Source organism: Brachybacterium sp. GCM10030268, assembly GCF_042666305.1.
Taxonomy (GTDB): domain Bacteria; phylum Actinomycetota; class Actinomycetes; order Actinomycetales; family Dermabacteraceae; genus Brachybacterium.
Genome location: NZ_JBHTCW010000014.1, coordinates 1 through 26,990, shown reverse-complemented (window position 1 = coordinate 26,990; position 26,990 = coordinate 1). Strand labels below are relative to the sequence as shown.

The window sequence follows — 26,990 nt, the reverse complement described above, 5'->3', positions numbered from 1 at the left end:
GCCGAGCGCCTCCTGCGTAGGGTCCGCCGCAGAGGGACAGCGTGTGCGAACGGCGTCCGGATCACAGTCGTGCGGGCGTCGGCGAGCGGAAGGAACTCGATGACGACCAGGGACACGGACAGGATCGCCGAGCCATGGGGGCAGCGCACCCCGTACGGACCAGGTCAGACGTGGCCCGTGCGCGTGGACACGCATCTGGCCGAAGGGGTGACTGAGGCGGACGTCGACCGCTGGGTCCAGACCGCCTCGATCCTCCACTCCAACGGTGACGCCCTCGACATCGCGGTCAAGGACGACCGGATGGTCGGCGTGCGCGGCAGGGCGGAGGACCGCGTCAACCACGGCCGCCTCGGCGTCAAGGACCTCTACGGCTGGCAGGCCAATGCCTCGGGGGATCGACTCACGCGGCCGCTGATCCGCGAGGACGGCGAACTGGTCGAGACCGACTGGGACACGGCGATGGACCGCGTGGCTGGCCGTACCCGCGAGCTCCTGGACGAGCAGGGGCCCAGTGCGATCGGCTTCTACACCACCGGCCAGCTCTTCGCGGAGGAGTACTACACCCTCGGACTCCTGGCCCACGGCGGGATCGGCACCAACCACGTCGACGGCAATACACGGCTGTGCACCGCGACCGCCGCGGCCGCGCTGAAGGAATCCTTCGCCTGCGACGGCCAGCCGGGCTCGTACACCGACATCGACCACGCCGACGTGATCGCCCTGTACGGGCACAACATGGCGGAGACCCAGTCGGTGCTGTGGATGCGGATCCTGGACCGCCTGGAGGGGCCGAATCCGCCGCAGCTCATCTGCGTGGACCCGCGGCCGACGAAGGTCGCCGAGCACGCCACCGTGCACCTGGCACCGCGACCCGGCACCAATGTCGCCCTCATGAACGCCCTGCTGCACGAGATCGTCACCCATGACTGGGTCGATCACGACTATCTCGACGCGCACGCGGTGGGCTACGACGAGCTGAGCAAGCGCGTGCGCGAGTACCCGCCGGAGGTCGCCGCCCGGATCTGCGACATCCCGGCCGAGCAGATCCGCGAGGCCGCCCGCCTCCTCGGCGGCGCCGAGCGGCTGCTGTCGACCGTGCTCCAGGGCTTCTACCAGTCCAACCAGGCCACTGCTGCGGCCGTGCAGGTCAACAACATCCACATCGTCCGCGGCATGCTCGGTGCCCCCGGTCGCGGCATCCTGCAGATGAACGGTCAGCCCACCGCGCAGAACACTCGCGAGTGCGGCGGGGACGGTGACCTCCCGGGCTTTCGCAACTGGTCCAACGACGCCCACGTCGCCGACCTCGCGAAGGTGTGGAACGTGGACCCGATGTCCATCCCGCACTACTCCCCGCCCACCCACGTCATGCAGATGATGCGCTACGTGGAGGAGGGCTCGATCAAGCTGCTGTGGGTCAGCGGCACCAACCCGGCGGTCTCGCTGCCCGAGCTCGCGCGCATCCGCTCGATCCTGCAGCGCGAGGGACTGCTGCTGGTGGTCCAGGACATCTTCCTGACCGAGACCGCCCAGCTGGCCGACGTGGTCCTGCCCGCCGCCACCTGGGGCGAGAAGACGGGGACCTTCACCAACGTCGACCGCACCGTCCACCTCTCCGAGAAGGCGATCGATCCACCCGGCGAGGCGAGGCCCGATCTCGACATCTTCGTCGACTACGCCCGTCGCCTCGACCTGCGCGACAAGGACGGCGGCCCGCTGGTGCCGTGGACCGAACCGGAGGAGGCCTTCGAGGCGTGGAAGGAATGCACCCGCGGGCGGCCGTGCGACTACACCGGCATCACCTACGACAAGCTCCGCGGCGGCTCGGGCATCCAGTGGCCCTGCAACGACGAGCACCCCGAGGGCTCCGAGCGCATCTACCAGGACGGGATGTTCTGGGCCGACCCGATGTACTGCGAGAGCTACGGTCGCGACCTCGTCACCGGTGCCCCGCTGGAGCCGGACGAGTACAAGTCCATGAACCCCTCCGGCAAGGCGGTGCTGAAGGCGGCGGCGTACATGCCTCCGCACGAGCTGCCCAGCGCCGAGTACCCGCTGCAGCTGATCACCGGGCGCACCCTGTACCACTTCCACACCCGCACCAAGACCGGACGCGCGCCGCAGCTGCAGGTTGCGGCTCCGGAGGTCTGGGTCGAGATGTCCGTCGGCGACGCCGACCGGGGCGGCTTCACCGAGGGAGATCTGGCCCGCATCACCACGCCGCGGGGCGTGGTGGAGGCCGCGGTGCGCATCACCGGGATCCGGGACGGCGTGCTGTTCCTGCCCTTCCACTACGGCTACTGGGACACCGATGCCGGGCACGAGCCGGACGCGGCCGGCCGCGCCGCGAACGAGCTGACCATCACCGACTGGGATCCGGCTTCCAAGCAGCCGATCTTCAAGACCGCGGCCGCGCGGATCGAGCTGGTCACGGCCGGTTCCGGCCCGTCTGCCCCGGCGCCGACGACGACCGCGTCCGCCTCGGTGGCGCGGACCCGGACCACCGGGACGCCGACGGCCGGTGGCCCGGCGGCGACCGCGAGCGAGAGCATCGAGACGGAGGGGGCACGATGAAGATCGGACTGGCACTGGCGGAGCTGCACCGCTCGGAGAACAACTTGGCACGGAAGCTGCTGCACATCTCGGAGCGGCACAAGGTCGACCACGAGATCTACCACCTGGGGCAGGACCTCGCCCGCTGGTCCCAGCGGCACGTGCGGGAGCTGGCCGAGATCGCCCCGCAGTTCGGCCAGCAGCTGGATCCCGAGCCCGCGGGGGAGCATCCGCTGCGCCAGAAGCTGCGCGAGCGCAGCAGCGACCTGCTGGGCCGGGACAGCAAGGTCGGCCTGCTGCTGCTGGTCGACCTGCGCGAGACCTACACGATGGCCGCGGGCGTCTCGGCCGACTGGGAGATGCTCGGCCAGGCTGCGCAGGGCATCAAGCACGCGGACCTGCTCGCGCTGACCAAGCGCTGCCACCCGGATAACCTGCGGCAGATGCGGTGGGCCAACGGGAAGCTCAAGGAGTCCTCCACCCAGGTCCTGGTGAGCTGAGGACGAGCTCCGGCGGGAAGCAGGTAGGCCGGCGGCCCCGGCGACTCGGCCGCGCCTGCCGATCCGGCCGCCCCGGGGTCCCGGGGCCCCGGGGTCGCGGGGCCTCGCGCAACTTCGTGGTCCGGTGCGCGACCTGACGGCGCTCAGGCGGGGTGACTCGGCGCTGGCCACCAAAAAGTTGCATCCCTTCCGGCGGTGCGGCGGTGCGGCGGTGCGGCGGCGTGGCGGCGCGGCAGTCGGCGGCCGGCACGGGCTCAGCCGGTGCTGTCCCCGTGGCTCGCGTCGGCCTCCCGGCTCGTGCCCCCTCCCGCAGCCGGCGCGCCGGCGGGACGCGTGCCCAGCAGGAGGTTCAGCCCCCAACCCAGCGCGGTGACCAGCACGACGGCCCCGGCCATCGACGCCCACGCGGCCGCTCCCGAGAGCACGCCCAGGCTGACGATCAGGGTCGTCGCCCCGGCCGGCGGGTGCGGGGTGCGCAGGGCGGTGAGGACGAACGTGGTCACGGCCAGCGAGCCGGCGCCGGCGACGAGGTAGGCCGGGGTCAGTCCGCCCTCGGCGGCCGACGGCGCGCCCACCAGACCGAGCCCGAGGACCGCGGCGATGCCTGCCAACAGCGCCACTGCGTGCCCGATCAGGGCGTTCAGCGGCCGTGACGCTTTCTGCTGGGGCGATTCGAAGAACAGCATGACCGTCGGCCCCAGGCTGGGGAAGAGCCATGGCTGGTGCAGCATCAGACCTACGGCACCGGCCGCCGCCAGGACCACCAGCGCCAGCACGGCCGCGTACACCGCTGCCCCGAGCGAACCTGCTCTCTCCTGCATCCGCTGCAGCATCGGCACCTCCATGCACGTCACCGTCGGTATGGGTCGCCTCGCGCGGCGAGCGTAACGCCGGGCGCGCCGGCCCGGCACGACGTGGAACGAGTGGTCGAGAGCGGCCGGCGAGACGACGAGGCCCGGGCGCATGCAGATGCCTGACCATGGAGGGTGAGCGCTCCACCACGAGAGGACACCGCATGACTGCCACGCCCCTCCAGGACACCCTCGACCAGGTCCTTCGCCGCAATCCGGGGGAACCGGAGTTCCACCAGGCCGTGCGCGAGGTCTTCGAATCCCTCGAGGTGCTGCAGGGCAAGCATCCCGAGTATGCGGACGCCAACGTGCTGATGCGCCTGTGCGAACCCGAGCGGCAGATCATCTTCCGCGTCCCGTGGGTCGATGACCAGGGCACCGTCCAGGTCAACCGCGGATTCCGCGTCGAGTTCAACTCCGCGCTGGGCCCCTACAAGGGCGGCCTGCGATTCCGTTCCAGCGTGAACCTCGGCATCGTGAAGTTCCTCGGCTTCGAGCAGATCTTCAAGAACTCCCTGACCGGGCTGCCGATCGGCGGCGGCAAGGGCGGCTCCGACTTCGATCCGCGCGGCCGCTCCGACGGGGAGGTGATGCGCTTCTGCCAGTCGTTCATGACGGAGCTGTACCGCCATCTGGGCGAGCACACGGATGTCCCGGCCGGGGACATCGGCGTCGGGGCTCGCGAGATCGGCTACCTCTTCGGCCAGTACAAGCGCCTGACGAACCGCTACGAAGCGGGGGTGCTGACCGGCAAGGGCCTGGACTGGGGCGGCTCGCTGGTGCGTAAGGAGGCCACCGGGTACGGCGTGGCGATCTTCGCCGACGAGATGCTGCGTGCTCGCGATCGTTCGCTCGAGGGGCGGCGGGTGGCCGTCTCCGGCGCCGGCAATGTCGCCCTGTACGCGATCGAGAAGGTCCGGCAGCTCGGCGGGATCCCGGTGACCGCCTCGGACTCCACCGGCTGCGTCATCGACGAGGACGGGATCGACCTCCCGCTGCTGCAGCAGATCAAGGAGGTCGAGCGGGGGCGGATCTCCGAGTACGCCGAGCGCCGCGGCGGGCGCGCCCGCTATGTCGAGGGCGGCCAGGTCTGGGACGTGCCTGTGGAGATCGCGCTGCCGTGCGCGACCCAGAACGAGCTCGATGCCGACGCGGCGCGCGGGCTCATCGAGGGCGGGGTGCTGGCGGTTGCCGAGGGCGCCAACATGCCCTGCACGCCGGAGGCCGTGGACCTCTTCGCCGAGGCCGCCGTCGCCTACGGCCCGGGCAAGGCCGCCAACGCCGGGGGAGTGGCTACCAGCGCGCTGGAGATGCAGCAGAACGCCAGCCGTGACGCGTGGAGCTTCGAGTACACCGAGCAGCGGCTCACCCGGATCATGAAGGACATCCACGCCACCTGCCTCGAGACGGCGGAGGAGGTCGGCCGCCCCGGGGACTACGCGGTGGGCGCCAATATCGCCGGTTTCCGCAAGGTCGCCGACGCCATGATCGCCTTCGGCGTGATCTGATCCGGCGGGGCCGACGGCCCCTGCTCCACGTCAGCCCGTTCGAGAACGCCGGTCGCACTGATCCAGTGCGGCCGGCGTCTCTCGCGCGCCCTGGCGACGCAGTGACTCAGGGCACAGGCCCTCAGCTGGGAACGATTCTCAGCTACTGCTAACCTCTCATCCATGAATACTATGAGAAGCATTATCATGAAGCGGCGGGTGGTGGCGCTCGCCGGAGCGGGCGTGCTGGCGCTGGCCGCCTGCAGCGGCGGGGACTCGGGCGGAGCGTCGGACGGCGGCTCCTCCGGGGCGTCCGACGGGGCTGCCGAGTCCGCCCCGGAGCAGGTCGAGGTCGGCGCGCTCAGCCCGCGCATCGTCCTCGCCCACGACGGCGGCGTCACCACGCTGGACTCCACCGACGGCACCGAGCTGGGCAGTGCCGAGCTCGAGGGCTACGTCCGCCTGAATCCCGCGGGCGATGGCCGCCATGTCGCCGTCAGCGCCGCCGACGCGATCACGATGTACGACACCGGCTTGATCGCCCAGGCCCACGGCGACCATTTCCACTACTACGAGCAGGAGCCGCTGCTGACGGACCTGGGTGTCGACGCCCCGCATCCGGGCCACGTGGTTCCCCACGGGGACCGCACGGCCCTGTTCGCCGACGGCACCGGCGACGTCACCGTCATCGACCCGTCCCAGCTGGCCGAGGGCGACCTCGGCGTGCTCGAGGAGACCAGCACCGAGGATCCCCACCACGGTGTCGCCGTGCCGCTCTCCGGCGGCGGGATGCTCGTCACCCAGGGCACCGAGGACGCCCGCAGCACCGTCCAGGTGCTCGACGCGGACGGCAACGTCACCGCCGAGACCGACGACTGCCCGGGCGTGCACGGCGAGGCCGCCGCCCAGCCCACGGAGTCCGGCGACGTCATCTCCCTGGGCTGCGAGAACGGGCCCGTGATCTATCGCGACGGGGAGTTCCACAAGGTTCCGGTCGAGACGGACTACCAGCGCTCGGGGAACCAGAAGGGCGTCGAGTCCTCCCCGATCGTGCTGGCCGATCACAAGGTCGAGGCAGAGCCCGAAGGCGGCATCGAGCGCCCCACCGAGATCGCCCTGATCGACACCCGTGACGATTCGATGCAGACCGTCGACCTGGGCTCGGAGTACTGGTTCCGCTCGCTGGACCGCGGCCCGGAGGGTGAGGCACTGGTTCTGACCGCCGACGGCGAGCTGAACATCCTCGACCCCGAGACCGGCGAGATGCTCCAGGAGGTTCCCGTCACCGGCGAGTGGACGGAGCCCGACGAGTGGCAGCAGCCCGGCCCCATGATGGCCGTCGCCGACGGCACGGCCTTCGTCGTCGACCCCGAGGCGCAGAAGCTCTCCATGGTCGACATCGCCAGCGGCGAGGTCTACCGCGAGCTCGACCTGCCCGTCGTCCCGCACGAGATCCAGGTGGCCACCGGCACCGCTTCTGGCGAGTACGACGTCTCCGGCGGTGAGGGCGAAGAGGGCCACGATCACGAGGGTCATGACCACGAGGGCGAGGCCAGCGACGCCGGCGGCGACCACGAGGGCCATGACCACGAGGGCCATGACCACGAGGGCCATGACCATGAGGACGAGGAGGGCCACGACCACTGAGTCCGTGGCTCACCGCCCGCCGGCCGTCTGCGCGTCACTGCGTGGAAGGCTCCGGGCGCCCCGCGGGCGGCACGTCCGCCCGCGGGGGTTCTCGACGGGGCTCACCCCGGGGGAGTTCGTACGGCGGTGGCGACAGGATCACCACTGACGCGGCGGGGCTCGCTGTCGACGCGGGCTGACAGCGGCGAGGGCTGAGAGGGGAGAGTCCCCGAACGTCTCCGGGGGACGAGTCCCGGACGCAACGCCCCGGACCCTGCATTTTCAGAATATAGACGGACCCGGGGCTTGCCGCAAGACCCCTCCGGGGCGGCAGGATATGCGGCCGCGGTCGATTCCGGAAGCCGCGGTCGATTCTGAGGGGGAGGCATTCATGGACGACGTGATCATCAGCGGGGGCGGCCCGACCGGCATGATGCTGGCGAGCGAACTGCGGCTCCAGGGCGTGGACGTCCTGGTGGTGGAGAAGGATGCGGTGCCGGGCCGGCTGGCGCGATCATTGGGCCTGCACGTGCGCAGCATCGAGATCATGGACCAGCGGGGCCTGCTGGACCGGTTCCTCGAGCACGGCCGGAAATATCCACGCGCCGCGGATTTCGCGGGTGTTTCCCGGCCCTGGCCGGACGATATGGATACGGCGCACGGGTACGTCCTCGGCATTCCGCAGACGATCACCGACCGGCTGCTGGCCGAGCGGGCCGTCGAGCTCGGGGCGCAGGTCCGTCGCGGTGAGGCAGTCAGCGGCGTCGAGCAGGACGAGGAAGGGGTCACCGTCGAGCTGGCCGGGGGCGAGCGGCTGCGCTCGCGCTGGCTGGTCGGCTGCGACGGCGGCCGGAGCCTGGTGCGCAAGACGCTCGGCGTCGGCTTCCCCGGGCAGGCCGCCACGACCGAATGGCTGCTCGGGGAGATGGTGGCCACGACGCCGGCCGACGAGATCGCCGCGATCACGGAGGACGTCCGCACGCGCCATCGCGGCTTCGGGATCGGCCCGGCGGGGGAGGACGGTGTGTATCGCGCCGTCGTGCCCGCCGCGACGGTGGCCGAGGACCGCGCCGTCCCGCCGTCGCTCGACGAGTTCCGCGAACAGTTTCGCGCCTACGCCGGGACCGACTTCGGCATCCATTCGCCGCGATCCCTGTCGCGGTTCACCGATGCGACCCGTCTGGCCGAGCACTACCGCGCCGGCCGCGTGCTCCTCGCCGGCGACGCCGCGCACGTCCACCCGCCCATGGGAGGCCAGGGACTGAACCTCGGCATCCAGGACGCGTTCAATCTGGGCTGGAAGCTCGCCGCGACCGTCCAGGGCTGGGCACCGCAGACGCTGCTGGATACGTACGAGAGCGAACGCCGGCCGGTGGCCGATGACGTGCTGACCACGACGCGTGCCCAGTCGCAGCTGATCTCGCCGGAGCCCGGCCCCCAGGCGGTGCGCCGGCTGCTGGCCGAGCTGGCGGAGTTCGACGAGGTCAACCGGTTCCTGCTCGAGAAGGTCATCGGCACCGGAATCCGTTACGACATGGGATCCGGCCACGAGATGGTGGGCCGTCGGCTGCGCGACCTCGCGCTGCCCGCCGGGCGTCTGTACGAGTTGATGCGGGAGGGACGGGGCCTATTGCTCGGCGGGACCGGTCGCCTCTCCGTGACCGGGTGGGCCGACCGCGTCGACCACATGGTCGAGGTCAGCGATGAGCTCGAGGCGCCGGCTGTGCTGCTGCGCCCCGACGGCTACGTGGCGTGGGCCGGCGAAGACCCGGACGAGCTGCGTCTGCAGCTGCGTGCCTGGTTCGGGGACGCTCAGTAGCCCAGCTGGTCCGCCCGGGCGATGATCGCCTCGGCGGTGGCCACGGCCTGGTCGGCGTAGGCCTCGCCGAACAGGTGGACGTGGGCGAGCAGACCGAAGAACAGGTGGGCGGGCAGGTCCTGCTGCCAGTCGCCCGGCATCGGGTGCTCGGCCTCGTACCCCTCGAAGATCTCGTCCAGGTGGGGTGCGCCGAACAGCGACAGCATCGCGAGGTCCTCGAGGCGGTGGCCGCCGTGGGCGGCCGGGTCGATCAGCGTCACCCCGTCCTCGGTCCACATGAGGTTGCCGGACCACAGGTCGCCGTGGACACGGGCGGGCTCCTCGGAGCCCTGTCCGCTGATGCCGTCGTACGCCCCGTCGGCGATCATGTCGATCGCCTCGTCCACGGTGTCGTGGCCGTCGGCCCCGAGCGTGCGGGTGACCTTGTCGGCCAGCGGCCGCAGGCGGTCGTCGGCGTAGTAGTCGGGGAAGTCGGCGTGCGTGGAGGTGGAGACGGTGAAGGGGTTCTCCAGGGGGCCGAACCAGGCCGCCTCGGCCGGGGTCCAGCCGAAGTCCGGTGCGCCGGCGTCGTGCAGACGAGCCAGGCCGCGGCCGAACTCGCGGGCCGCCCCGGCGCTCGGAGCGGTCGTCGTCAGCTGCTGCAGGCGCAGGAAGTCCTTGCCCTCCTCGAGGACGGGCACGACGGGGACGGCCTGCGGCTCTGCCAGCCAGCGCAGCCCGGCGGCTTCGGCGGCGAAGTATCCCGCGGGGGCACCGGAACTGTTCTTCACGAAGTCACTCATGCCCCCACCGTATGCCGATGCGCTCGGCGCGCCACCACTTGCGCCCAGGCGTGGGCACTCTCACCCGTGGGAGTTCAGCGGTGGGTGTCGTCGAGCCCGAGCTCCTCGGCCAGGGTGCCGCGGAGGACCGGCAGCACCTGGCGGTGGGCGGCCCGGGTCGCGGCGCGGGAGGCGACGTGGACCAGCATCGCGGTGCGTTCGTACGCCGTCCAGGCTCGCATCCGCCGGCGCAGCGCGCCGACGTCGGCCACCGAGGCAGGCACGGGCCCGTGCTCGGCGCGCGCTCGCACATAGGCGTCGACGAAGGCGCTGACCTGGTCCTCGTCCAGCGGGACGTACCAGGGTCCGCCGTGCACGGCGCCGCCGATGATGGCCAGGTCGCGGGCGGGATCATCGCCCTGTGCCCACTCGAAGTCGATGTAGCCGACGGCCGGTGGCTCCGCGGTCTCCACGGGCCGGTCCCACATGATGTTGGTGGCGCAGAGGTCGCCGTGGGCGAGGACGAAGCCGTCCAGCTGGGCAATGTCGCTCTCGACCGTCGCCACGCGGGACAGGGCCGCGTCCAGGATCGGTTCGAGCGCGAGCTCCCGGATCAGGGCACCGTGCCGGGAGCGCCAGCTCTCCACCTCGGCCTCGACCTCGCTCAGCAGCGACGGCGTGCCGCGCGGGATCGCCGCCCAGGGGTTCCGTCCCAGGGTCACCGGGCCCCGCCCGGGAGCGGGCACCGAGTGCAGGTGCGCGAGGTGGGCGGCGTGCGCGGCGAGGTGCTGCGCGGTCCAGGCCTCCGGCACGGCGGCGGTGCCGGGCATCTCGGAGGTGACGACGAAGGGATGGCCGATGGGGCTGGGTGCCGGGTCCCCGGGGTCGCCGCCGGGCGCTGGGCCACCTGCCCCGGCGGGCGGGGACCCCGCGTCGGCCGGCTCGTCGTGGAACGCGATCGGCTGCGGGCCGACGTCGGGCGGGACCAGAGTCAGCGCGGCGATCTCGTGAGCGAGCTCCTGCGGCATCTCGGCGAGGGGCACGTGGGGGATCCGCACGATCAGCGGTGCGTTCTCCTGCGGGACCAGCCGCCAGGCGGCGAAGTGCTCACCGACGCCGGCGAGCGAGACCCGTGCCTGCCCGGACAGCGAGGGTGGGAGCACCGACTTGTGCAGCCCCGGCAGCCGCACCGGAGAGGACTCGTCCCGCAGGGGCAGGACCAGCACACCGGTGCGCCAGGCCTCGACGAGCCGCTCGCCCATCGCGGGGGACGCAGGATCCAGCAGGGCCGTGGGGTCCGCGGGGTTGGACGACGCCATCTCGACTCCTGTGCTGGGGATGCCCGATCTTACTCGGCGCAGCGCGATAATCCCTGGTTGCTCCGTGAACGGCGTGCCAGGATCGCTCTCCATGAGCACTCCCGACCCCCGCCGATTCGGCCCGATGACCGCGACCGAGCGCGAGACTCTCGACCATTGGGTGGACTTCCACCGCCAGACCCTGCTGCTGAAGATCGACGGCCTCGACGCCGAGCAGCTGTGCCGGCGCTCCGCGCCCCCGTCGGCCCTGAGCCCGATCGGTATCGTGCGCCATCTGACCGAGGTCGAGGCGCACTGGTTGCGCGAGGTCACCCTCGGCGAGGCCGTCCCGGACTACTACAGCACGCCGCAGAATCCCGATGGCGACTTCGAGGACGTGGACCCGGCCACTGCCGAAGCCGACGTCCAGCGCTACCGCCAGGAGATCGAGGCCGCCCGGGCGGCCCAGGCGAGCTGGAGCGATCTCGACGGCCCGGTGCGCGGGCTGCGGAAGGGTGAGCCGGTGAACCTGCGCTGGATCCTCACCCACCTCATCGAGGAGTACGCCCGCCACCTCGGCCACCTGGATCTGCTGCGCGAGCGGATCGACGGGCGCACCGGGTACTGACCCGATCCCTCTGGCACGATGTGCCGCATGAGGGAGCAGACCGCGCGCCCAGTCGGCGCCGAGCAGGTGACCCTGCGTCTGCTGGCTCCCTCCGACGCCCCGGCGCTGGCCGAGCTCGAGTCCCGCAACCGCGAGCGTCTGCTGATCGGCGCTCCGGAGCGGACGGCGAACTGGTTCACCGAGGCCGGGCAGCGCGCCGCCATCGCTCAGGCTGTCGAGGATCGCGAAGCCGGCCGCGGCCTGCCGCTGACGATCTGGCTCGAGGAGAACGGCAGCAGCCGTCTGGTGGGGCGCCTGAGCTTCACCGGCATCGTCCGCGGCGCTGCCGAGTTCGCCTCGCTCGGGTACTGGGTGGACCACGCCGACACCGGCCGCGGCATCGCCACCCACGCCGTGCGCGCCGCCATCGCCGTCGCCTTCGGTGGGCTCGGCCTGCACCGGCTGCAGGCCGAGGTGCAGGTCGGCAACGACGCCTCGGTGCGGGTCCTCCAGCGCTGCGGCTTCGCGGAGTTCGGCCTGGCCCCGTCCTTCCTGCGATTGGGAGGCCAGTGGGCGGACTGCCGTCTGTTCCAGCTGGTCAACGAACGCTGGCGGCCGCCCGGTGACGGCTCTACCGGCCACTGACGCCCGGCGATAACCGCTCGGGGCGGTGGTTCGTCGCATTGCCCCAGCAGCCCTCCGCCAACGCTCGCGCCGCCGGAGGGGATGCAGCTATATGGCGGTCAGCGCCGAGTCACCCTGCCTGAGCGCAGTCAGGTCGCGTACCAGACCAAGAAGTTGCGCTGACCCCATGGGCGACGCGACCGGTGATCCGGGGCTTCCCGGCGCTTTCCTCCGCGCCTACTGTGAGGCCATGGATATCGCCGTGCTCGGAGCGACCGGCACCATCGGCCGCCACCTCGTCACCCGCCTCGAAGCCGCCGGCCACAGCGTGCGCCCCCTCAGCCGGGCGAGCGGCGTCGACGCATTCCGCGGCACCGGTCTGGAGGAAGCGCTGACCGGGGCCGACGTCGCCGTCGATGCCCTGAACATCGCCACCATCCGCGGTGACCGCGCGGTCTCGTACTTCACCCGCACGGCGCAGAAGGTCGCCCGGGCCGCCGAGCGCGGCGGGGTCCGCCGCGTCGTCTGCGTCTCGATCGCCGGAGCCGCCGATCCCGCCGTGAACCGCCTGATGGGCTACTACCGCGGGAAGGCCGCCCAGGAGCGCCTCTACCGGGAGGCTCGCATCCCGGCGACCATCATCCACTCCACCCAGTGGTACGAGCTGGCCGGATCGATCCTGTCCCAGGCGAGCCTGGGCCCGGTCGCGGTGCTGCCGACCATGCGGATGGCCCCGGTCGCCGCGGCCCGTGTCGCGAGCTTCATCGAGCGCGAGATCGAGAACGACCCGCTCGTCACCAGCGGTGTCCCGGTCGAGCGTGGCGACGGCGACGCGTCGGGCAACGATGCCGCCACCAGGACCGCCGCCATCCGCGGCCCCGAGGAGCTCACCAGCGCCGAGCTCGTCCGGCGCATCCTCGCCACCCGCGGCAGCCTCGCCGGCAGGTCACCGCGCCTGGTCACGGAGCTGCCCTACCTCGGGCGCGGCCTCGCCACCGGCGGACTGATCCCTGCCGACGCCGAGGTCGACGACATGACGCTCGAGGACTGGCTGCGCGAGAGCGACCAGCCGCTCTGAGAAGCCGGCTCGGCAAGAGTCAGCCGTCCGCTGCCCGCCGTCAGCCGCCCGCCGCCTGTCGCCTGCCGCCTGTCGCTCGCCGTCAGTCGTCAGCCGTCGGCCGTCAGCGGCGTCGGGCGAGGGAGCGTTGGCCAGGTCCGACCCGACTCACTACCGGGCGCCGACGACTCACTACCGGGCGCCGACGGCGTGCCGCACGGCGTCATCGATGAGTCGAGCCGCGGTGCGCGCGGTGCGGGAATCCACGTCCAGGGCGGGATTCAGCTCCACCACGTCCAGCAGGGCCAGCTTCCCGCTGCCGGCCGCAGCTCGGACGGCCGCCGCGATCACCGGCACGGGCACGCCGTAGGCAGCCGGAGCGGAGACGCCGGGCGCGACGGCCGCCGGCAGCACGTCCAGATCGATCGTCAGATACAGCAGGTCCAGGTCAGCGGTGAAATCCTCGACGAACGCGGTGACCTGCTCGGCTCCGCCGTCGGCACACTGCTCGTCGGTCAGCCAGCGCACGCCGAGCCGTCGGGCCTCCTCGAACAGCACGCCCGTGTTCGAGGGCTCGGCGATGCCGAGCACGGCGTAGTTCAGCTCCCGCCCGGCGGCCGCCTCGGCATCGGCCATCTGCGCGAACGGCGTGCCCGACGTCGGCCGCTCCTCCCGGCGCAGATCGAAGTGGGCATCGAGGTTCAGCACACCCCAGCGGGCGCCATCGTCAAGTCGGCCGGAGGCCGCGAGACCGCGATAGGAGGCCCACGCCGTCTCGTGCCCGCCGCCGAGCACGAGGGAGAGGCCGCCGCGATCTCCCGTCGTCCGCAGCGCCTGCCCGAGCCGGGCCGCCAGCTGCTCCTGCCCGCTCTCGAGGTCCTGCCCGTCCACAGCCACATCACCGAGGTCGACGATGCGGCGGCGCCCGGCTCCGATCTCCCCGTGCAGTGCCATCGGCCCCAGTGCGCGGCGCAGGGCCCCGGGCCCGTCGGCCGCGCCGGGGCGGCCCCGGTTGCGGCGCACGCCTTCGTCGGACCGGAATCCCAGCAGCGCGACATCGGCGATGCTCGGCTCCTCGGTGTCCACGATCATGTGCCAGCGGGCGTGCTCGGTGCCGTGGCCGTCCAGCCGGCCCGTCCATGCGCGTGCGGATGCAGCAGCGGCATCCATGGCGACCTCCCTGTGATGCGGTGGCATGCTGGCCCCATCATGGCACCGAAGGTTCCCGCCGCCGATGCGGCACTGCAGCTGACGACGTACCTCGCCGCGCAGCGCACCCCCGTGCCCGCGATCCAGATCGCCCGCGACCTCGACCTGCCCCGCTCGACCACGTACGACCTGCTCAGCGTGCTCGTCGAACGCGGCTTCGCCCTCCACCTCGCCTCCGAGCGGCTCTACGGCATCGGTCCCGCGGCGTTCGAGCTGGCCGGCGGGTACGCCCGGCAGGAGCCCCTCGCACGCATCGGCCGACGGGTCGTCGAAAACCTGGTCGACGAGGTGGGGGAGTCGGGTCATCTCGCCGTGCTGCACGGTCGTGACGTGCTGTACATCGTCGAGGAGCGTGCCCGGAACCGGCCCAGCCTGGTCACGGATGTGGGCGTACGGATCCCCTCCCACCTGACCGCGAGCGGGAGGGCGCTGCTGGCCGAGCTCCCGCCGGCGCAGCTGCGCAGCCTCTACGGCCGCGAGGCCGACTTCACCGCCCGCACCTCCGCCCCCGGGCCCACGACGCCGCAGCAGCTGCGGGCGCTGCTGGCCGACGTGCGCCGCGAGGGCGTCGCCGAAGAGACCGGGGAGGTCACCGACACGCTCTCCTCCCTTGCCGCCGTGGTGCGCGATCACACCGGGTGGCCGGCCGCCGCGGTCGCGCTGACCTTCGTCGAGGACCACACGAGCGACGAGGACCGGGCCCGGCTGGCGGTGGCGGTGCGCGAGGCGGCCGGTGAGCTGACCCGCCGCCTGCACGGTCCGGTCGGCTCGGGCTCGCCCAGCCGGACCTGACCGCCGACGGGACGTCGGTCGACGGTGCTGCGCATATGACCGGGCAGCTGCGACTGGCGTCCCGTCCGTGGACACGGGGCTGTTGGTATCCTTCGTCGACCCGACGTGCGAGCGTGAGGACGGACCCATGGCTCCTGAGCAGCAGCCCTCCGAAGCCGACGAGCGTGCCCGGCTCGGTGAGTCCGACGAGCCCGTCGAGGACAAGCTCGTCGAGGAGTTCCAGAACACCGTCGCCGAAGGCGCGAACAAGCTCAATCGCACCTGGCGCGCCCAGATCATCACCGGTCTGTTCGGCGGCATCGACGTAGGCCTGGGCCTGATGGCGATGCTCGCCGTGCTCGAGGCCACCGACTCCAAACTGCTGGGCGGGCTCGCGTTCGGCATCGGCCTGTTCGCCTGCCGCCTCGCGCACTCCGAGCTGTTCACCGAGGACTTCCTGCTGCCCATCAATGCCGTGATGGCCCGTCGCGGCACCTGGTGGCAGCTGGTGCGGCTGTGGGTGGTCACCCTGGCGATGAACCTGATCGGCGGGTGGCTGTTCATGTGGTTCGTGGTCGCCGCCTTCCCCCGCTTCGAGTCCGTGCTGACGGAGACCGCGACCGGCTACATGGAGAAAGGCCTGACCAGCGAGACGGTCTCCCTGGCGCTGCTGGCCGGGTTCACGATCACCCTGATCACCCGCATGAATCAGGGCTCCAGCGAGGGCATGGTGACGCTGGCGAACTCGCTGATCGCCGGCTTCCTCGTGGTCGGGCTCGGCATGCTCCACGGCGCCCTGAACGCTGTGGTGATCTTCGGGGCGATGCACGCCGGAGCGGCGATCTCGTACGTGGACTGGCTGATCTGGTTCGCCTGGGTGGTCCCGCTGAATGTGCTGGGCGGGCTGCTCATGCTCGCCTTCCCGCGCCTCATCCGCACCTGGGAGCTGGTCCAGAAGGAGCGTGCCGCCGAGGACTCCGGCAGCTCCCAGACCTCCGTCGTCTCCTGACCGGGCTACTGGCCTGCGACCAGTTGTCCGGTATTCCGGACATAACCGGGCCGGCAGGTCTCGCCCGGGACGCCCGGGCGTGGTGAGCTGGACCGAATCCCCGCCACGGAAGGAACCGACGATGACCCTCCCCGGAGCCCGCCCCGTCCGCGCCCCGCGCGGCACCGCCCTCAGCGCGAAGTCCTGGCAGACCGAGGCACCGCTGCGGATGCTCATGAACAACCTCGACCCCGAGGTCGCCGAACGCCCCGACGACCTGGTCGTCTACGGCGGCACCGGCCGTGCGGCCCGCTCCTGGGAGGCCTTCGACGCGATCACCGAGACCCTCCGCGACCTCGAGGACGACGAGACCCTGCTGGTCCAGTCCGGCAAGCCCGTCGGCGTGCTGCGCACCCACGAATGGGCACCGCGCGTGCTGCTGGCCAACTCCCACCTCGTCGGCGACTGGGCCACCTGGCCCGAGTTCCGCCGCCTCGAGGCCGAGGGCCTGACCATGTACGGGCAGATGACCGCGGGCTCCTGGATCTACATCGCCACCCAGGGCATCCTCCAGGGCACGTTCGAGACCTTCGCGGCCGTGGCCGCCAAGCGGTTCGGCGGCACCTTGGCCGGCACCATCACCCTGACCGGCGGCTGCGGCGGCATGGGCGGGGCCCAGCCCCTCGCGGTCACCCTGAACGACGGGGTGTGCCTGATCGCCGACGTCGACCGCAGCCGCCTGGAGCGCCGCGTCGCCAAGCGCTACCTCCACGAGATCGCCGAGGACCTCGAGGACGCCGTCGCCCGCGCCAGCGCCGCCCGCGCCGAGCGCCGCGCCGTTTCGATCGGGATCGTCGGCAACGCCGCCGACGTCTTCCCCGCGCTCTTGGAGCGCCACCGCGCCGGCGAGGTGCACATCGACGTGGTCACCGACCAGACCAGCGCCCACGACCCGCTGTCCTACCTGCCCGCCGAGGTCACCGTCGAGGACTGGCAGCGCGAGGCGGAGGCGGACCCGGAGGGCTTCACCAAGAAGTCCCGCGAGGCGATGGCCTGCCAGGTCCAGGCCATGGTCGAGTTCCAGGACGCCGGCGCCGAGGTCTTCGACTACGGCAACTCCATCCGCGACGAGGCCCGCCACGCCGGCTACGACCGCGCCTTCGCCTTCCCCGGCTTCGTCCCCGCCTACGTGCGCCCGCTGTTCTGCGAGGGCATGGGCCCGTTCCGGTGGGTGGCGCTGTCCGGTGACCCGGAGGACATCGCCGTCACCGACGCCGCGATGAAGGAGCTCTTCCCCGACAACGAGCACCTCCACCGCTGGCTGGACGCCGCCGGGGAGTACGTCGAGTTCGAGGGCCTGCCCGCCCGCATCTGCTGGCTCGGCTACGGCGAACGCCACCTCGCCGGCATGCTCCTGAACGACCTGGTGCGCGACGGGAAGGTCAAGGCCCCCATCGTCATCGGCCGCGACCACCTCGACTCCGGCTCCGTCGCCTCCCCGTACCGCGAGACCGAATCCATGCTCGACGGGTCCGACGCGATCGCCGACTGGCCGCTGCTGAACGCTCTGACCGCCACCTCCTCCGGCGCGACCTGGGTCTCGATCCACCACGGCGGGGGCGTCGGCATCGGCCGGTCGATCCACGCCGGCCAGGTCGGGGTGGCCGACGGCACGGAGCTGGCAGCCCGCAAGCTCGAGCGCCTGCTGACCAACGACCCCGCCACCGGCGTGTTCCGCCACGTCGACGCCGGCTACTCCCGGGCCGACGAGGTCGCCCACGAGCGCGGCGTGCGGGTCCCGATGACTCCTACCCGCCGCGACTGAGGCCCCGGGCCGCCGCGGTGCCGCGCCGAGCCGGCCCGAGCCGCAGCTGCGTATCCGCCCTCGCGCATCCGCCCCTGCCCATCCGCCCCCGCTCATCCGCATCCGGAGGTATTCCTGTGACCAGCACCGTGCTCACCGGTATCAGCGAGCTGTGGACCCTGGACCCCGCGTGCGATGACCCCGCGCGCCCGGGCACGGTCACCGACGAGCAGGTCGTGCGCGACGCGGCCGTGGTGATCGAGGACGGGCTCGTCGCCTGGACCGGCCCGTCGGCCCAGGCCCCGTCGGCCGACGCACGCGAGGACCTCGGTGGCAGGGCGGTCCTGCCCGGCTGGGTCGACTCCCACACCCACCTCGTCTTCGACGGCGACCGCGCGGGAGAGTTCGAGGCCCGCATGGCCGGGCAGGCCTACGCCGCCGGCGGGATCGGCGTGACCACCTCGGCGACCCGCGCCGCGGCCGACGAGCGCCTGCGGGACCTGGTGCGCGCCCGCATCGCCGAGGCCGCCCGGGGCGGCACCACGTGCCTGGAGACCAAGACCGGGTACGGACTCACCGTCGCCGAGGAGCTGCGCGCCGCCCGCCTCGCCTCGCAGCTCAAGGCCGACGGGGAGCTCGACGAGGTCACCTTCCTCGGCGCCCACCTCGTACCCTCCGAGTTCGGCGGAGACGCCGAGGGGTACGTCGACCTGGTCACGGGTGAGATGCTCGAGGCCGTCGCCCCGTACGTCGGCTGGATCGACGTGTTCTGCGAGAGCGGCGCCTTCACCCCCGCGCAGTCCGAGCGCGTCCTGCGCGCCGGTGCCGACGCGGGGCTGGGCCTGCGGGTGCACGGCAACCAGCTCGGTGCCTCCGGCGGGGTCGCGCTCGCCGTGGAGCTGGGAGCGGCCAGCGTCGACCACGTCAACCACGTCAGCGCCGCCGACATCGACGCGCTCGCTGCGGCCCGCGAGAGCACCGTGGCCACCGTGCTGCCGGCCTGCGACCTCTCCACCCGAGCACCCCTCGCTCCGGCCCGGGAGCTGCTGGACGCGGGGGCGAGCGTCGCGATCGCCTCGAACTGCAACCCCGGCACCAGCTACACCAGCTCCATGAGCTTCTGCGTGGCCACCGCCGTGCTGCAGATGCACCTGACGCTGGCCGAAGCGATCCGCGCCGCCACCCGCGGCGGGGCCCAGGCCCTGCACCGCGAGGACGTCGGCCACCTCTCCGTCGGCGCCCGCGCCGACCTCCACGTGCTCGACGCCCCCGCCGCCATCCATCTCGCCTACCGCCCCGGCATGCCGCTGACCCACCGGGTCTGGCGGGCCGGGATCCCCCTGCCCTGAGGAGGACGTCGATGACGACGCCCGCGACCCCTGCGCCCCGTCCCGAGCCCGGTTCCGCCGCCGGCTCGCCCGATGGAGCGCGCTCCACCCCGCCGCACCGGTGGCGCTTCGTGGTCTACAGCGCCATCGGCCTGGCGATGTTCTTCGTGACCGTCGAGATCGCCGGCAGCTCCACGATCCTCGTCGACCACGTGCTGAGCCTCGTGCAATGGGTGCTCGGCCCCGTGGTGCCCTGGGTCGTGGTGGCTCTGGTGGCGCTGGGCACGGTCCGCCCGTTCGCCACCGGCACCTGGCGCAATGGGGCGCTGCGGACCTTCTTCGCGCTCGCGAACGTCGTCGGCCTCGCCGTCGCCGTGTGCGCGGCCGCCGGCTACTACCCGGGGCCGCTCGCCAACCCCGACATCGGCCCGTTCCTGTGGGACAAGCTCGCCATCCCCGTCGGCCTCATCGTGCCCGTCGGCGCCGTGTTCCTCGCGCTGCTGGTCGGCTACGGACTGATGGAGTTCATCGGCGTACTGGTCCAGCCGATCATGCGCCCGGTGTGGAAGGTGCCGGGACGCGCCGCCGTCGACGCGGTCGCCTCCTTCGTCGGCTCCTACTCGCTCGCCCTGCTGATCACCGACAAGGTCTACCGCGAGGGCCGGTACACCGGCCGGGAGGCCGCGATCATCGCCACCGGCTTCTCGACCGTCTCGGCGACGTTCATGGTCATCGTCGCCAGCACCCTGGATCTCATGGACCACTGGACGCTGTACTTCGTGCTCACCCTCGCCGTGACCTTCGCGGTCACAGCGATCACCGTGCGGATCCCGCCGCTGCGCACCGTCGCGCCCGACACCTTCGAGGGCGTCACGCACCTCCCGGAGCCGGTCGCGCGCGGCAATCGGTTCGCCGCCGCCTGGGCCGAGGCGATGCGCGCCCTGTCCAGCGCACCTGGCCTGGGACGGGGGACCTGGTCGACGTTCCGCGACGGCGTGCGGATGTCCTCCGCGATCGTCCCCTCGATCCTCTCGATCGGCCTAGCCGGCCTGCTGCTGGCGACCTACACCCCCGTCTTCGACGTCGTGGGCTGGCTGTTCGTGCCCGTCGCCTACCTCGTCGGCCTGCCGGATCCGGGACTGGCGGGCAAGGCCGCCGCGATGGGCATCGCCGAGATGTTCCTGCCGGCCACAGCCGTCGCCGGCCATCCCTCCGACGTTCTGCGCCTGACCATCGGCGTCACCGCCGTCTCGCAGATCATCTTCTTCTCCGCCCTGGTGCCCTCGATCCTGGCCACCTCGATCCCGATCAGCGTGGGCCGGCTGGTGATCATCTGGATCCAGCGCGTGATGCTGACGATGCTGATCACCGCGCCGCTGGCGCACCTGCTGCTGTGACCGCGGTCCGCCGGCCCCTCACGGCTCCTCCCGCGACCGCGGCGCTGAACGTCGCCGAGACTCGCCGTGCCACCGCGGTCCCGCGCGCGCTAGCGCCGGCGAGGCATCTGTGTCCGGCGCCAATGCTGGTACGGGCCCCAGTCGAACAGGCCCGGGCCCGCCTGGATCCTCGTCCCGTCGCGCCCCTCCACCACCACGAAATAGCCCAGCCGGGCCGTGCGCTCGTAGATCCGGGTGATGTCCTCGTAGCGGATGGTGTGCGTGCGGCCGGCGATGTCCCGCTGGATGAGCGCCTCCGGGCCCGCTTCGACGTAGACGATCACGTAGACCCACAGCAGGAACAGGGCCAGCAGCGACAGCAGCGCCCCGGCGATCAGCATCTGCCGGGCGTTGGCCGGGTCCTCGTCCTCGGTCGTGCCGACCACCGCGATCAGAGCGGCCACCAGGTAGACCACCACGGCGATGACCGCCATCAGCCGCGGGGCCCGACGGCGCGTGGGATGCCGGCGATGACGGTGCGGACGCCGCACCGTGTGGATCGTCAGCAGCACGACGCCCGCCATCGCCACGACCAGCACTCCGGCGTCGAGCAGCTCCGGCCACACCTGCTGCCACACGTCCCCCATCGCCACAGAGTACGACGCCCCCTCACCTCAGGAGACGACCACCGATGACCACCGCCCCGCATCCCGCCGCCGGGAACCGCACCATCACCCTGTCGACCTCGGGCCTGACCGCGGCCGACGTGCTCGCCGTCGCCCGCCGCGGCGCCGAGGTGCGTCTGGACCCCGCCGCCCGCGAAGAAGTCGCCCGGGTGCGCACCCACATCGAGGACCTCGCCCTCGGCGAGACCCCCGTCTACGGCGTCTCGACCGGATTCGGAGCGCTCGCGGACACCTCCATCCCGCCCAGCCAGCGCCACGCCCTGCAGCGCTCCCTGATCCGCTCCCACGCCGCAGGCGCCGGCGGCGAGGTCGAGCCCGAGGTGGTGCGCGCCCTGATGCTGCTGCGCGCCCGCACCCTCGCCTCCGGCCGCACCGGCGTGCGCCCCGTCGTGGTCGAGACGATGCTGGCGCTGCTGAACGCCCGCATCACCCCGATCGTCCACGAGTACGGCTCCCTCGGCTGCTCCGGCGACCTCGCCCCGCTCGCGCACTGCGCGATCGTGCTGATGGGGGAGGGGCGCGCCCGGGACCGTGACGGCGTCGAGCGCCCCGTGCCCGAGCTGCTGGCCGAGGCCGGCATCGAGCCCGTGCTGCTCGAGGAGAAGGAGGGCCTGGCGCTGATCAACGGCACCGACGGCATGCTCGGCATGCTGCTGCTGGCCCTCGCCGACCTCGACGAGCTGGTGCGCGCCGCGGACCTCACCACGGCCCTGACCGTGCAGGGTCTGCGCGGCCGCGACACCGTCTTCCACCCCGAGCTGCACACGCCGCTGCGCCCGCACCCCGGGCAGGCCGCCTCGGCCGCGAACATCCTGGCCGTGCTGCAGGACTCGCCGATCATCGCCGATGTCGCCGCCGAGGGCTCCAGGGTCCAGGACGCCTACTCCCTGCGCTGCGCCCCGCAGGTCGCCGGCGGCGTGCGCGACACCATCGAGCATGCCCGCACCGTTGCCGACCGGGAGCTGGCGGCCGCCATCGACAACCCGGTCGTGCTCGAGGACGGCACCGTCACCTCCAACGGCAACTTCCACGGCGCCCCGGTCGCCTACGTGCTCGACTTCCTCGCCGTGGTCAGCGCGGACCTGGCCTCGATCGCGGAGCGCCGCACCGACCGGATGCTGGATAAGTCGCGCTCCCACGGGCTGCCGCCGTTCCTGGCCGACGACCCGGGCGTCGACTCCGGCTTCATGATCGCCCAGTACACCCAGGCGGGTCTGGTCTCGGAGATGAAGCGGCTGGCGGCACCGGCGAGTGCGGACTCGATCCCGTCCTCGGCGATGCAGGAGGACCACGTCTCGATGGGCTGGCACGCCGCCCGGAAGCTGCGCACCAGCGTGGACAACCTGCGCCGGGTGCTGGCCATCGAACTGCTCGCCGCGGCCCGCGCGATCGACCTGCGCGCCCCGCTGGAGCCCTCGGCCGCCTCGCGCGCCGTGATCGACGTGCTGCGCCGCACCGTCGAGGGTCCGGGCCCGGACCGGTTCCTCGCCCCGGACATCGCCGAGGCCGAGGCGCGGCTGCGGGACGGGTCGGTGCTGGCCGCGGCCGAGGGGGTCACCGGGCCGCTGCGGTGAGGGCCGCCGGGCCGGCGGCGACTTCGCCGACCGGACCTCCCGCGGTCATCCGTCGTTGGTGTGCAGGTCAGATCCTGGTCGCAGGAGGTCCCTAGTCTCGCGGGTGCTCGATCCCGATCAGGCCCCGCCGCCTGACACGAGCAGCCCCCGCCGCCTGACCCGAGGAGACCCGCCCATGCCCGCTCCCAGCCGTATCGACCGTCGCACCCTCCTGCAGCTCCCGATCGGCGTCGGCGCCCTCGGTGCCGTCGGCGCCGTCGGAACCGCCGCCGCCTCGGCCGCTCCCCGTCCTGCCCTGTCCGAGAACGCGTGGACCTTCGGCCTGATGAGCGACACCCAGTGGGGCGCGGACGCTGACGGGGAGAACCCCGGCTCCATCGCCGGCGGCCTCCAGCGCATGATCAATGAGCGCATGATCGACGAGGGCGCCGCCTTCCTGGTGCAGGTCGGCGACAACGTCGATCGGGAGGAGGACAGCTACAACGGCCGTCCCGACGTGCGCACGCTGCCGATCAAGGGCGAACTGGTCCAGCCGCTGTACGACGCCGGCATCGGCTTCTACACCCTGCGGGGCAACCACGAGTCCTCCGCGACGGCCGGCCAGGAGCTGCCGCAGGTCTTCCCCCAGCACATGGGCGAGGGCGAGAACCCGCTCGGCGGGGCGACGAACTTCTCATCCCCCTCGGAGGTGCTGAAGGGGCTGTCCTACTCCTTCGACGTCGAGAACGTCCGCCTCATCATGCTCGACCAGTTCACCCGTCCGGACGGCTCCGGCTCCACCGGCGACAACATCCTCGACCAGCTCGACTGGATCGAGGAGCGCGTGATGAGCCGCGGCGCGGACATGCACTGCATCATCGCCGCGCACAAGAACCTCATCGGCGGCAACCACGTCGACAACCTCTTCGGCAGCGATCCCTCCGAGAATCCCGACGGGGTGGACCGGTTCCTGCAGATCTGCGACGAGGGCGGGGTCGCGTTCCTGTGGGGCGGCCACGATCACCACCACAAGCGCTCGGTGATCACCAGCGCCGACGGCCGGCACTCCATCGAGCAGCTCATCGCCGGCTCGGACAGCGCCAAGTTCTACACGCCGGATGTCCCCTCCATCGACGAGACCTACGGCGGCCCGTCCGAGACTGTGCTCGCCGAGGAGCTGTGGACGCTGAGCCACTACCTCATCACCGTCGACGGCCCGATGCTCTACGTCGACTTCTACTCCATGAGCACCGGCGCCGACTACGGGCCGACGTACATGAACGTCACCCCGCCGGAGAGCGGCTGGTACTGGCGCGAGCGCTGGGGCCGCTCCCTGAACGGCCAGGAGTTCCTCGTCGGCCCGGGGGAGTCCTACACCGTGGTCAGCGACGAGTTCGAGGGCACCACCGCGAGGATCCTCGACGGTGTCAACACCGCCGAGACGTCCGACTACGCCGGGCGGGCCCTGTCCAAGCACATCGCCACCGGCTGGCAGGACGCCGGGGACGGCGACGCCTCGCCCCGCTTCCACCTCACGGGCATCCACGAGAACCTGACGCTGAACGACGAGTCCGTGACCGGTCAGCTGCCCGAGGCCGACGAGACCGATGAGGCCGACCGCTTCGTCCTCGAGCTCAGCGGCGGCGCCCGCGCGTTCCGGGCCGATGGCAGCTACGGGCTCGCCACTCGCGGCGAGGACGGCTCCTGGATCAACGCCGTGGACGCGAACCACGCCGGGACCAAGAAGTTCGTCAAGGGGCCCTACCACGAGGGCCATGCGGTGGGCACCTACGGCGTGGATCCGCGCACCAAGAAGGCCTGGGCCGTGCTCGACCGCGGCGGCGTGTTCGTGCTGCGTCGCGGGATCTGAGCGGTCCGCCCGCGCGCCTGCGCGACCCGCGCGCCGCGACGCGCGCAACCGTTCCCCCGAGACGTGCCGGAATCGCCACGTTTCGGGGGAATGGGGCCGCGGTTCAGAGCGCCGGGGAGGCGAAGCCCCCATTGGAGTAGAGCAGCTGTCCCCGGATCCACTCGCCCTGCTCGGAGACCAGGAATCGCACCAGGTTCGCGACGGTCTCTGGCTCGCCGAGGTGCCCGCCGGGCGTCGCGGAAGCGGCCGAATCGCGCACCTCATCGCTCATCCAGCCGGTATCGATCGGGCCGGGGTTGATGAGGTTGGTGCGGATGCCGCGGTCGGCCAGTTCATGGGTCCCGGCCAGCACCAGGCGGTCCAATGCGGCCTTCGTGGAGCCGTAGGGGAGGTTGTGCACGGTGTGGTCGCTGGTCAGCGCGATCATCGCGCCGCCCGGGGTGTCCGCGCCGGCCTCGACATGTTCGGCGAAGGCTTTCAGCAGCAGCCAGTTGGCGCGGACGTTCACGGCATAGTGGCGGTCGAAGCTCTCCACGGTCGTGTCCAGGATCGAGGAATCGACCGACTCGCAGTGGCAGGTGACCAGGGCGCCGATCGGGCCGAGCGACTCCTGGGCCGATGCGATCAGGGTCTCGGGGATCTCCGGATCCGACAGATCGCCGGGTACGAGGTCGACCCGTCGGCCGCCGGCGCGCAGTTCGTCGGCCAGGAGTTCGACGTCGGCAGGTTCGCCGTAGATGCGGCGGTCGTAGTCCTCGAAGTAGTTCAGGGCCAGGTCGAAGCCGTCGGCGGCGAGACCCCGCGCGATGGCGGCACCGATGCCGCGACGGCGGCCGACGCCGGTGATCAGGGCGGTGCGGGGGAGTGTGTGCATGTGCCGGACGCTATCCGGGGGCGCGAAGGGCGGCAACGGATTTCTGCCTAGTCGCCGCGGTCCTCCGGGTCGGTTCTGTCCTTGTCCTCGGCCCGGTCCTCGGGCTCGGTCCGGTCCCAGACCACGTGCCCGTCGGCATCTAGTCGGGCGCCGGCGCTCGACTCATGGGTGCGTAGCTGGCCGGACGGCATCAGGTGCTCGACAGGCACCTGGTGCTCGAGGAGCATCACGTCGGCGATGAGGCGGCGATGGCAGCGCCACCACACGGACTCCGAGCACATCACCGCCGTGCGCTGCCGGGCGCAGTCGGCGAGGAGCTCGGCGATCCCGGCCCGGAACTCGTCGCTGCGGGTCCAGGCCGCATAGGCGCGGAACTGCGCGACCCGCCACCAGGGATCGGCGGACGCGGCATCGTCGTCCTTGGTGAGGCGACGTCGCCCGCCCAGACGCTCGTCCCAGCGGTAGACGACGCCGATATTCTCGCAGATCTCCTCGATCGCGCCGTGGGAGGCGGCCTCGTTCGCGCGGCTGCCGGGGAAGCGGCGTACGTCGACCAGGCGCTCGATGCCGGCGCCGCGCAGCAGATCGGCGAGGTCAGCACGGTCGAGGCGGCCGTGCCCGAGGGTGAGCAGTGGTGGCGGGACCGACGACATGGGCTCAGGACCTCGCGCCGGCGATCACGTCGCCGGTGGTGCGCAGATCGACTTGCGGCTCGAACAGGCCCATGGTGTGCAGGGCGGCCGCGCCGTTCTCGCGGGTGGAGTGGGCGACGGCATCGGTGACCACGGTGACGCGCATGCCGGCATCGGCCGCCGCCAGCACGGTCGCGATCACGCAGCAATCGGTGGAGACACCGGTGACCAGCAGGTGCGGGCCGGTTCCGGGTGCGGCGCCGATCCGCGCTGCGAGCTGCGGCCCCCACTTCCCGAAGGTCGGCTCGTCGACGGTGGGGTGGGCGGAGAGGCCGCGTGCTTGCTCGACCAGGTCGTACAGCGGATCCTCCGCCGGTACGTCGGCGAACGGCCAGGCGGCGAAGTAGTCGCCCCAGGCGGTGCGCCGATCGGCGGTCGGCAGCCACCGGGTCAGCACGGTCCGCTCGGGCCCGACGGCCACAGCGAGCTCGCGGATCCGCTCCCAGGCCCCGCCCCAGAACGGCGAGGCCCACTCCGAGGCGGGATCGGCGAAGATCTGCTGCGCGTCGACGACGAGCAGCCAGGGGCGAGCCTCGGAGTCCGGGCCGGGATCAGTGCTCATGGGTATCTCCTATGTCAAGCGGCTTGCGGGATGCAAGTCGTTGAGGTGGGGTTCAGTGAGATCGGGGTGTTCATGAGTGCTGCGGCGTGGGCAC

The 26,990-nt window shown here is 71.9% G+C and carries 23 protein-coding genes; 15 read left to right on the top strand and 8 right to left on the bottom strand.

Annotation, left to right across the window (positions count from 1 at the left end):
* Positions 1-99 precede the first annotated feature (99 nt).
* Entirely contained in the window at positions 100-2,574 is a 2,475-nt protein-coding gene (locus tag ACFQRD_RS15325; RefSeq protein WP_377804709.1) for a molybdopterin oxidoreductase family protein, read from the top strand.
* The gene (locus tag ACFQRD_RS15320) at positions 2,571-3,053 is read left to right on the top strand and encodes a hypothetical protein (protein WP_377804708.1); all 483 of its coding nucleotides are present in this window, start codon (positions 2,571-2,573) and stop codon (positions 3,051-3,053) included. Before ACFQRD_RS15325 ends, ACFQRD_RS15320 begins: the two co-directional genes overlap by 4 nt.
* Positions 3,054-3,307: 254 nt before the next feature.
* On the opposite strand, the gene ACFQRD_RS15315 is transcribed toward ACFQRD_RS15320, so the two are convergent.
* Positions 3,308-3,886 carry an HPP family protein gene (locus ACFQRD_RS15315; protein WP_377804707.1) on the bottom strand — a complete coding sequence of 193 codons (579 nt, stop codon included), beginning with the start codon at positions 3,884-3,886 and terminating at the stop codon, positions 3,308-3,310.
* Positions 3,887-4,068: 182 nt separating this feature from the next.
* On the opposite strand from ACFQRD_RS15315, the gene gdhA reads away from it, so the two are divergent.
* The 3 genes from gdhA (at position 4,069) to rox (ending at position 8,836) form a co-directional block, all read left to right on the top strand.
* A complete protein-coding gene (gdhA, locus tag ACFQRD_RS15310; protein ID WP_377804706.1) occupies positions 4,069-5,412 on the top strand; it encodes an NADP-specific glutamate dehydrogenase in 1,344 nt (447 codons plus the stop codon).
* Positions 5,413-5,583: 171 nt separating this feature from the next.
* Entirely contained in the window at positions 5,584-7,038 is a 1,455-nt protein-coding gene (locus ACFQRD_RS15305) for a hypothetical protein (RefSeq protein WP_377804705.1), read from the top strand.
* A gap of 370 nt (positions 7,039-7,408) precedes the next feature.
* Entirely contained in the window at positions 7,409-8,836 is a 1,428-nt protein-coding gene (gene rox / locus ACFQRD_RS15300; RefSeq protein WP_377017664.1) for a rifampin monooxygenase, read from the top strand.
* On the opposite strand, the gene ACFQRD_RS15295 is transcribed toward rox, so the two are convergent.
* Both ACFQRD_RS15295 and ACFQRD_RS15290 read right to left on the bottom strand, forming a co-directional pair.
* Positions 8,830-9,618: a fructosamine kinase family protein gene (locus tag ACFQRD_RS15295; RefSeq protein ID WP_377017662.1), complete on the bottom strand. Its 789-nt coding sequence runs from the start codon at positions 9,616-9,618 to the stop codon at positions 8,830-8,832. The two genes, rox and ACFQRD_RS15295, sit on opposite strands and share 7 nt — an antisense overlap.
* A gap of 74 nt (positions 9,619-9,692) precedes the next feature.
* On the bottom strand, positions 9,693-11,009 hold the full coding sequence (locus ACFQRD_RS15290; RefSeq protein ID WP_377017660.1) for a phosphotransferase: 1,317 nt from the start codon (positions 11,007-11,009) through the stop codon (positions 9,693-9,695).
* On the opposite strand from ACFQRD_RS15290, the gene ACFQRD_RS15285 reads away from it, so the two are divergent.
* The 3 genes from ACFQRD_RS15285 to ACFQRD_RS15275 all read left to right on the top strand — a co-directional run bounded on the left by ACFQRD_RS15285 (position 11,008) and on the right by ACFQRD_RS15275 (position 13,204).
* Positions 11,008-11,523 carry a DinB family protein gene (locus tag ACFQRD_RS15285; protein ID WP_377017658.1) on the top strand — a complete coding sequence of 172 codons (516 nt, stop codon included), beginning with the start codon at positions 11,008-11,010 and terminating at the stop codon, positions 11,521-11,523. The two genes, ACFQRD_RS15290 and ACFQRD_RS15285, sit on opposite strands and share 2 nt — an antisense overlap.
* 27 nt (positions 11,524-11,550) lie before the next feature.
* The gene (locus ACFQRD_RS15280; protein WP_377017656.1) at positions 11,551-12,147 is read left to right on the top strand and encodes a GNAT family N-acetyltransferase; all 597 of its coding nucleotides are present in this window, start codon (positions 11,551-11,553) and stop codon (positions 12,145-12,147) included.
* Between the two features lie 229 nt (positions 12,148-12,376).
* Positions 12,377-13,204, top strand: coding sequence for an SDR family oxidoreductase (locus ACFQRD_RS15275; protein ID WP_377804704.1), 828 nt, complete (start codon positions 12,377-12,379; stop codon positions 13,202-13,204).
* A gap of 171 nt (positions 13,205-13,375) precedes the next feature.
* On the opposite strand, the gene hutG is transcribed toward ACFQRD_RS15275, so the two are convergent.
* A complete protein-coding gene (hutG, locus tag ACFQRD_RS15270) occupies positions 13,376-14,353 on the bottom strand; it encodes a formimidoylglutamase (protein WP_377017652.1) in 978 nt (325 codons plus the stop codon).
* Positions 14,354-14,392: 39 nt separating this feature from the next.
* Between hutG and ACFQRD_RS15265 the strand changes: the two genes are divergently transcribed.
* From ACFQRD_RS15265 to ACFQRD_RS15245, 5 genes are all read left to right on the top strand, one after another.
* The gene (locus ACFQRD_RS15265) at positions 14,393-15,184 is read left to right on the top strand and encodes an IclR family transcriptional regulator (RefSeq protein WP_377017650.1); all 792 of its coding nucleotides are present in this window, start codon (positions 14,393-14,395) and stop codon (positions 15,182-15,184) included.
* A gap of 127 nt (positions 15,185-15,311) precedes the next feature.
* Positions 15,312-16,172: a formate/nitrite transporter family protein gene (locus ACFQRD_RS15260; protein WP_377017648.1), complete on the top strand. Its 861-nt coding sequence runs from the start codon at positions 15,312-15,314 to the stop codon at positions 16,170-16,172.
* 121 nt (positions 16,173-16,293) lie between these two features.
* Positions 16,294-17,976, top strand: a complete 1,683-nt coding sequence (hutU, locus tag ACFQRD_RS15255; RefSeq protein ID WP_377017646.1) for a urocanate hydratase — start codon at positions 16,294-16,296, stop codon at positions 17,974-17,976.
* A 116-nt stretch (positions 17,977-18,092) separates the two neighbouring features.
* On the top strand, positions 18,093-19,304 hold the full coding sequence (gene hutI / locus ACFQRD_RS15250; protein ID WP_377017644.1) for an imidazolonepropionase: 1,212 nt from the start codon (positions 18,093-18,095) through the stop codon (positions 19,302-19,304).
* An 11-nt stretch (positions 19,305-19,315) separates the two neighbouring features.
* Positions 19,316-20,680, top strand: coding sequence for a YjiH family protein (locus ACFQRD_RS15245; protein ID WP_377017642.1), 1,365 nt, complete (start codon positions 19,316-19,318; stop codon positions 20,678-20,680).
* An 89-nt stretch (positions 20,681-20,769) separates the two neighbouring features.
* Here ACFQRD_RS15245 and ACFQRD_RS15240 read toward each other — a convergent pair whose 3' ends face one another.
* The gene (locus tag ACFQRD_RS15240) at positions 20,770-21,306 is read right to left on the bottom strand and encodes a hypothetical protein (protein ID WP_377017640.1); all 537 of its coding nucleotides are present in this window, start codon (positions 21,304-21,306) and stop codon (positions 20,770-20,772) included.
* A 44-nt stretch (positions 21,307-21,350) separates the two neighbouring features.
* Here ACFQRD_RS15240 and hutH point away from each other — a divergent pair, with 44 nt between their 5' ends.
* Both hutH and ACFQRD_RS15230 read left to right on the top strand, forming a co-directional pair.
* Positions 21,351-22,919, top strand: coding sequence for a histidine ammonia-lyase (gene hutH, locus ACFQRD_RS15235; RefSeq protein WP_377017638.1), 1,569 nt, complete (start codon positions 21,351-21,353; stop codon positions 22,917-22,919).
* A 175-nt stretch (positions 22,920-23,094) separates the two neighbouring features.
* Positions 23,095-24,768 (top strand): metallophosphoesterase family protein, encoded by a 1,674-nt coding sequence (locus tag ACFQRD_RS15230; protein WP_377017636.1) that lies wholly within the window; start codon positions 23,095-23,097, stop codon positions 24,766-24,768.
* A 103-nt stretch (positions 24,769-24,871) separates the two neighbouring features.
* Here the strand turns inward: ACFQRD_RS15230 and ACFQRD_RS15225 are convergent, their stop codons facing one another.
* From ACFQRD_RS15225 to ACFQRD_RS15215, 3 genes are read right to left on the bottom strand one after another with little or no spacing between them, the layout of a single operon-like run.
* Positions 24,872-25,642: an SDR family oxidoreductase gene (locus ACFQRD_RS15225; protein ID WP_377017634.1), complete on the bottom strand. Its 771-nt coding sequence runs from the start codon at positions 25,640-25,642 to the stop codon at positions 24,872-24,874.
* A 47-nt stretch (positions 25,643-25,689) separates the two neighbouring features.
* The gene (locus ACFQRD_RS15220; protein ID WP_377017632.1) at positions 25,690-26,295 is read right to left on the bottom strand and encodes a DUF488 family protein; all 606 of its coding nucleotides are present in this window, start codon (positions 26,293-26,295) and stop codon (positions 25,690-25,692) included.
* Between the two features lie 4 nt (positions 26,296-26,299).
* Complete coding sequence (locus ACFQRD_RS15215) at positions 26,300-26,896, bottom strand: cysteine hydrolase family protein (protein ID WP_377017630.1); 597 nt, start codon at positions 26,894-26,896, stop codon at positions 26,300-26,302.
* Positions 26,897-26,990: the final 94 nt, after the last annotated feature.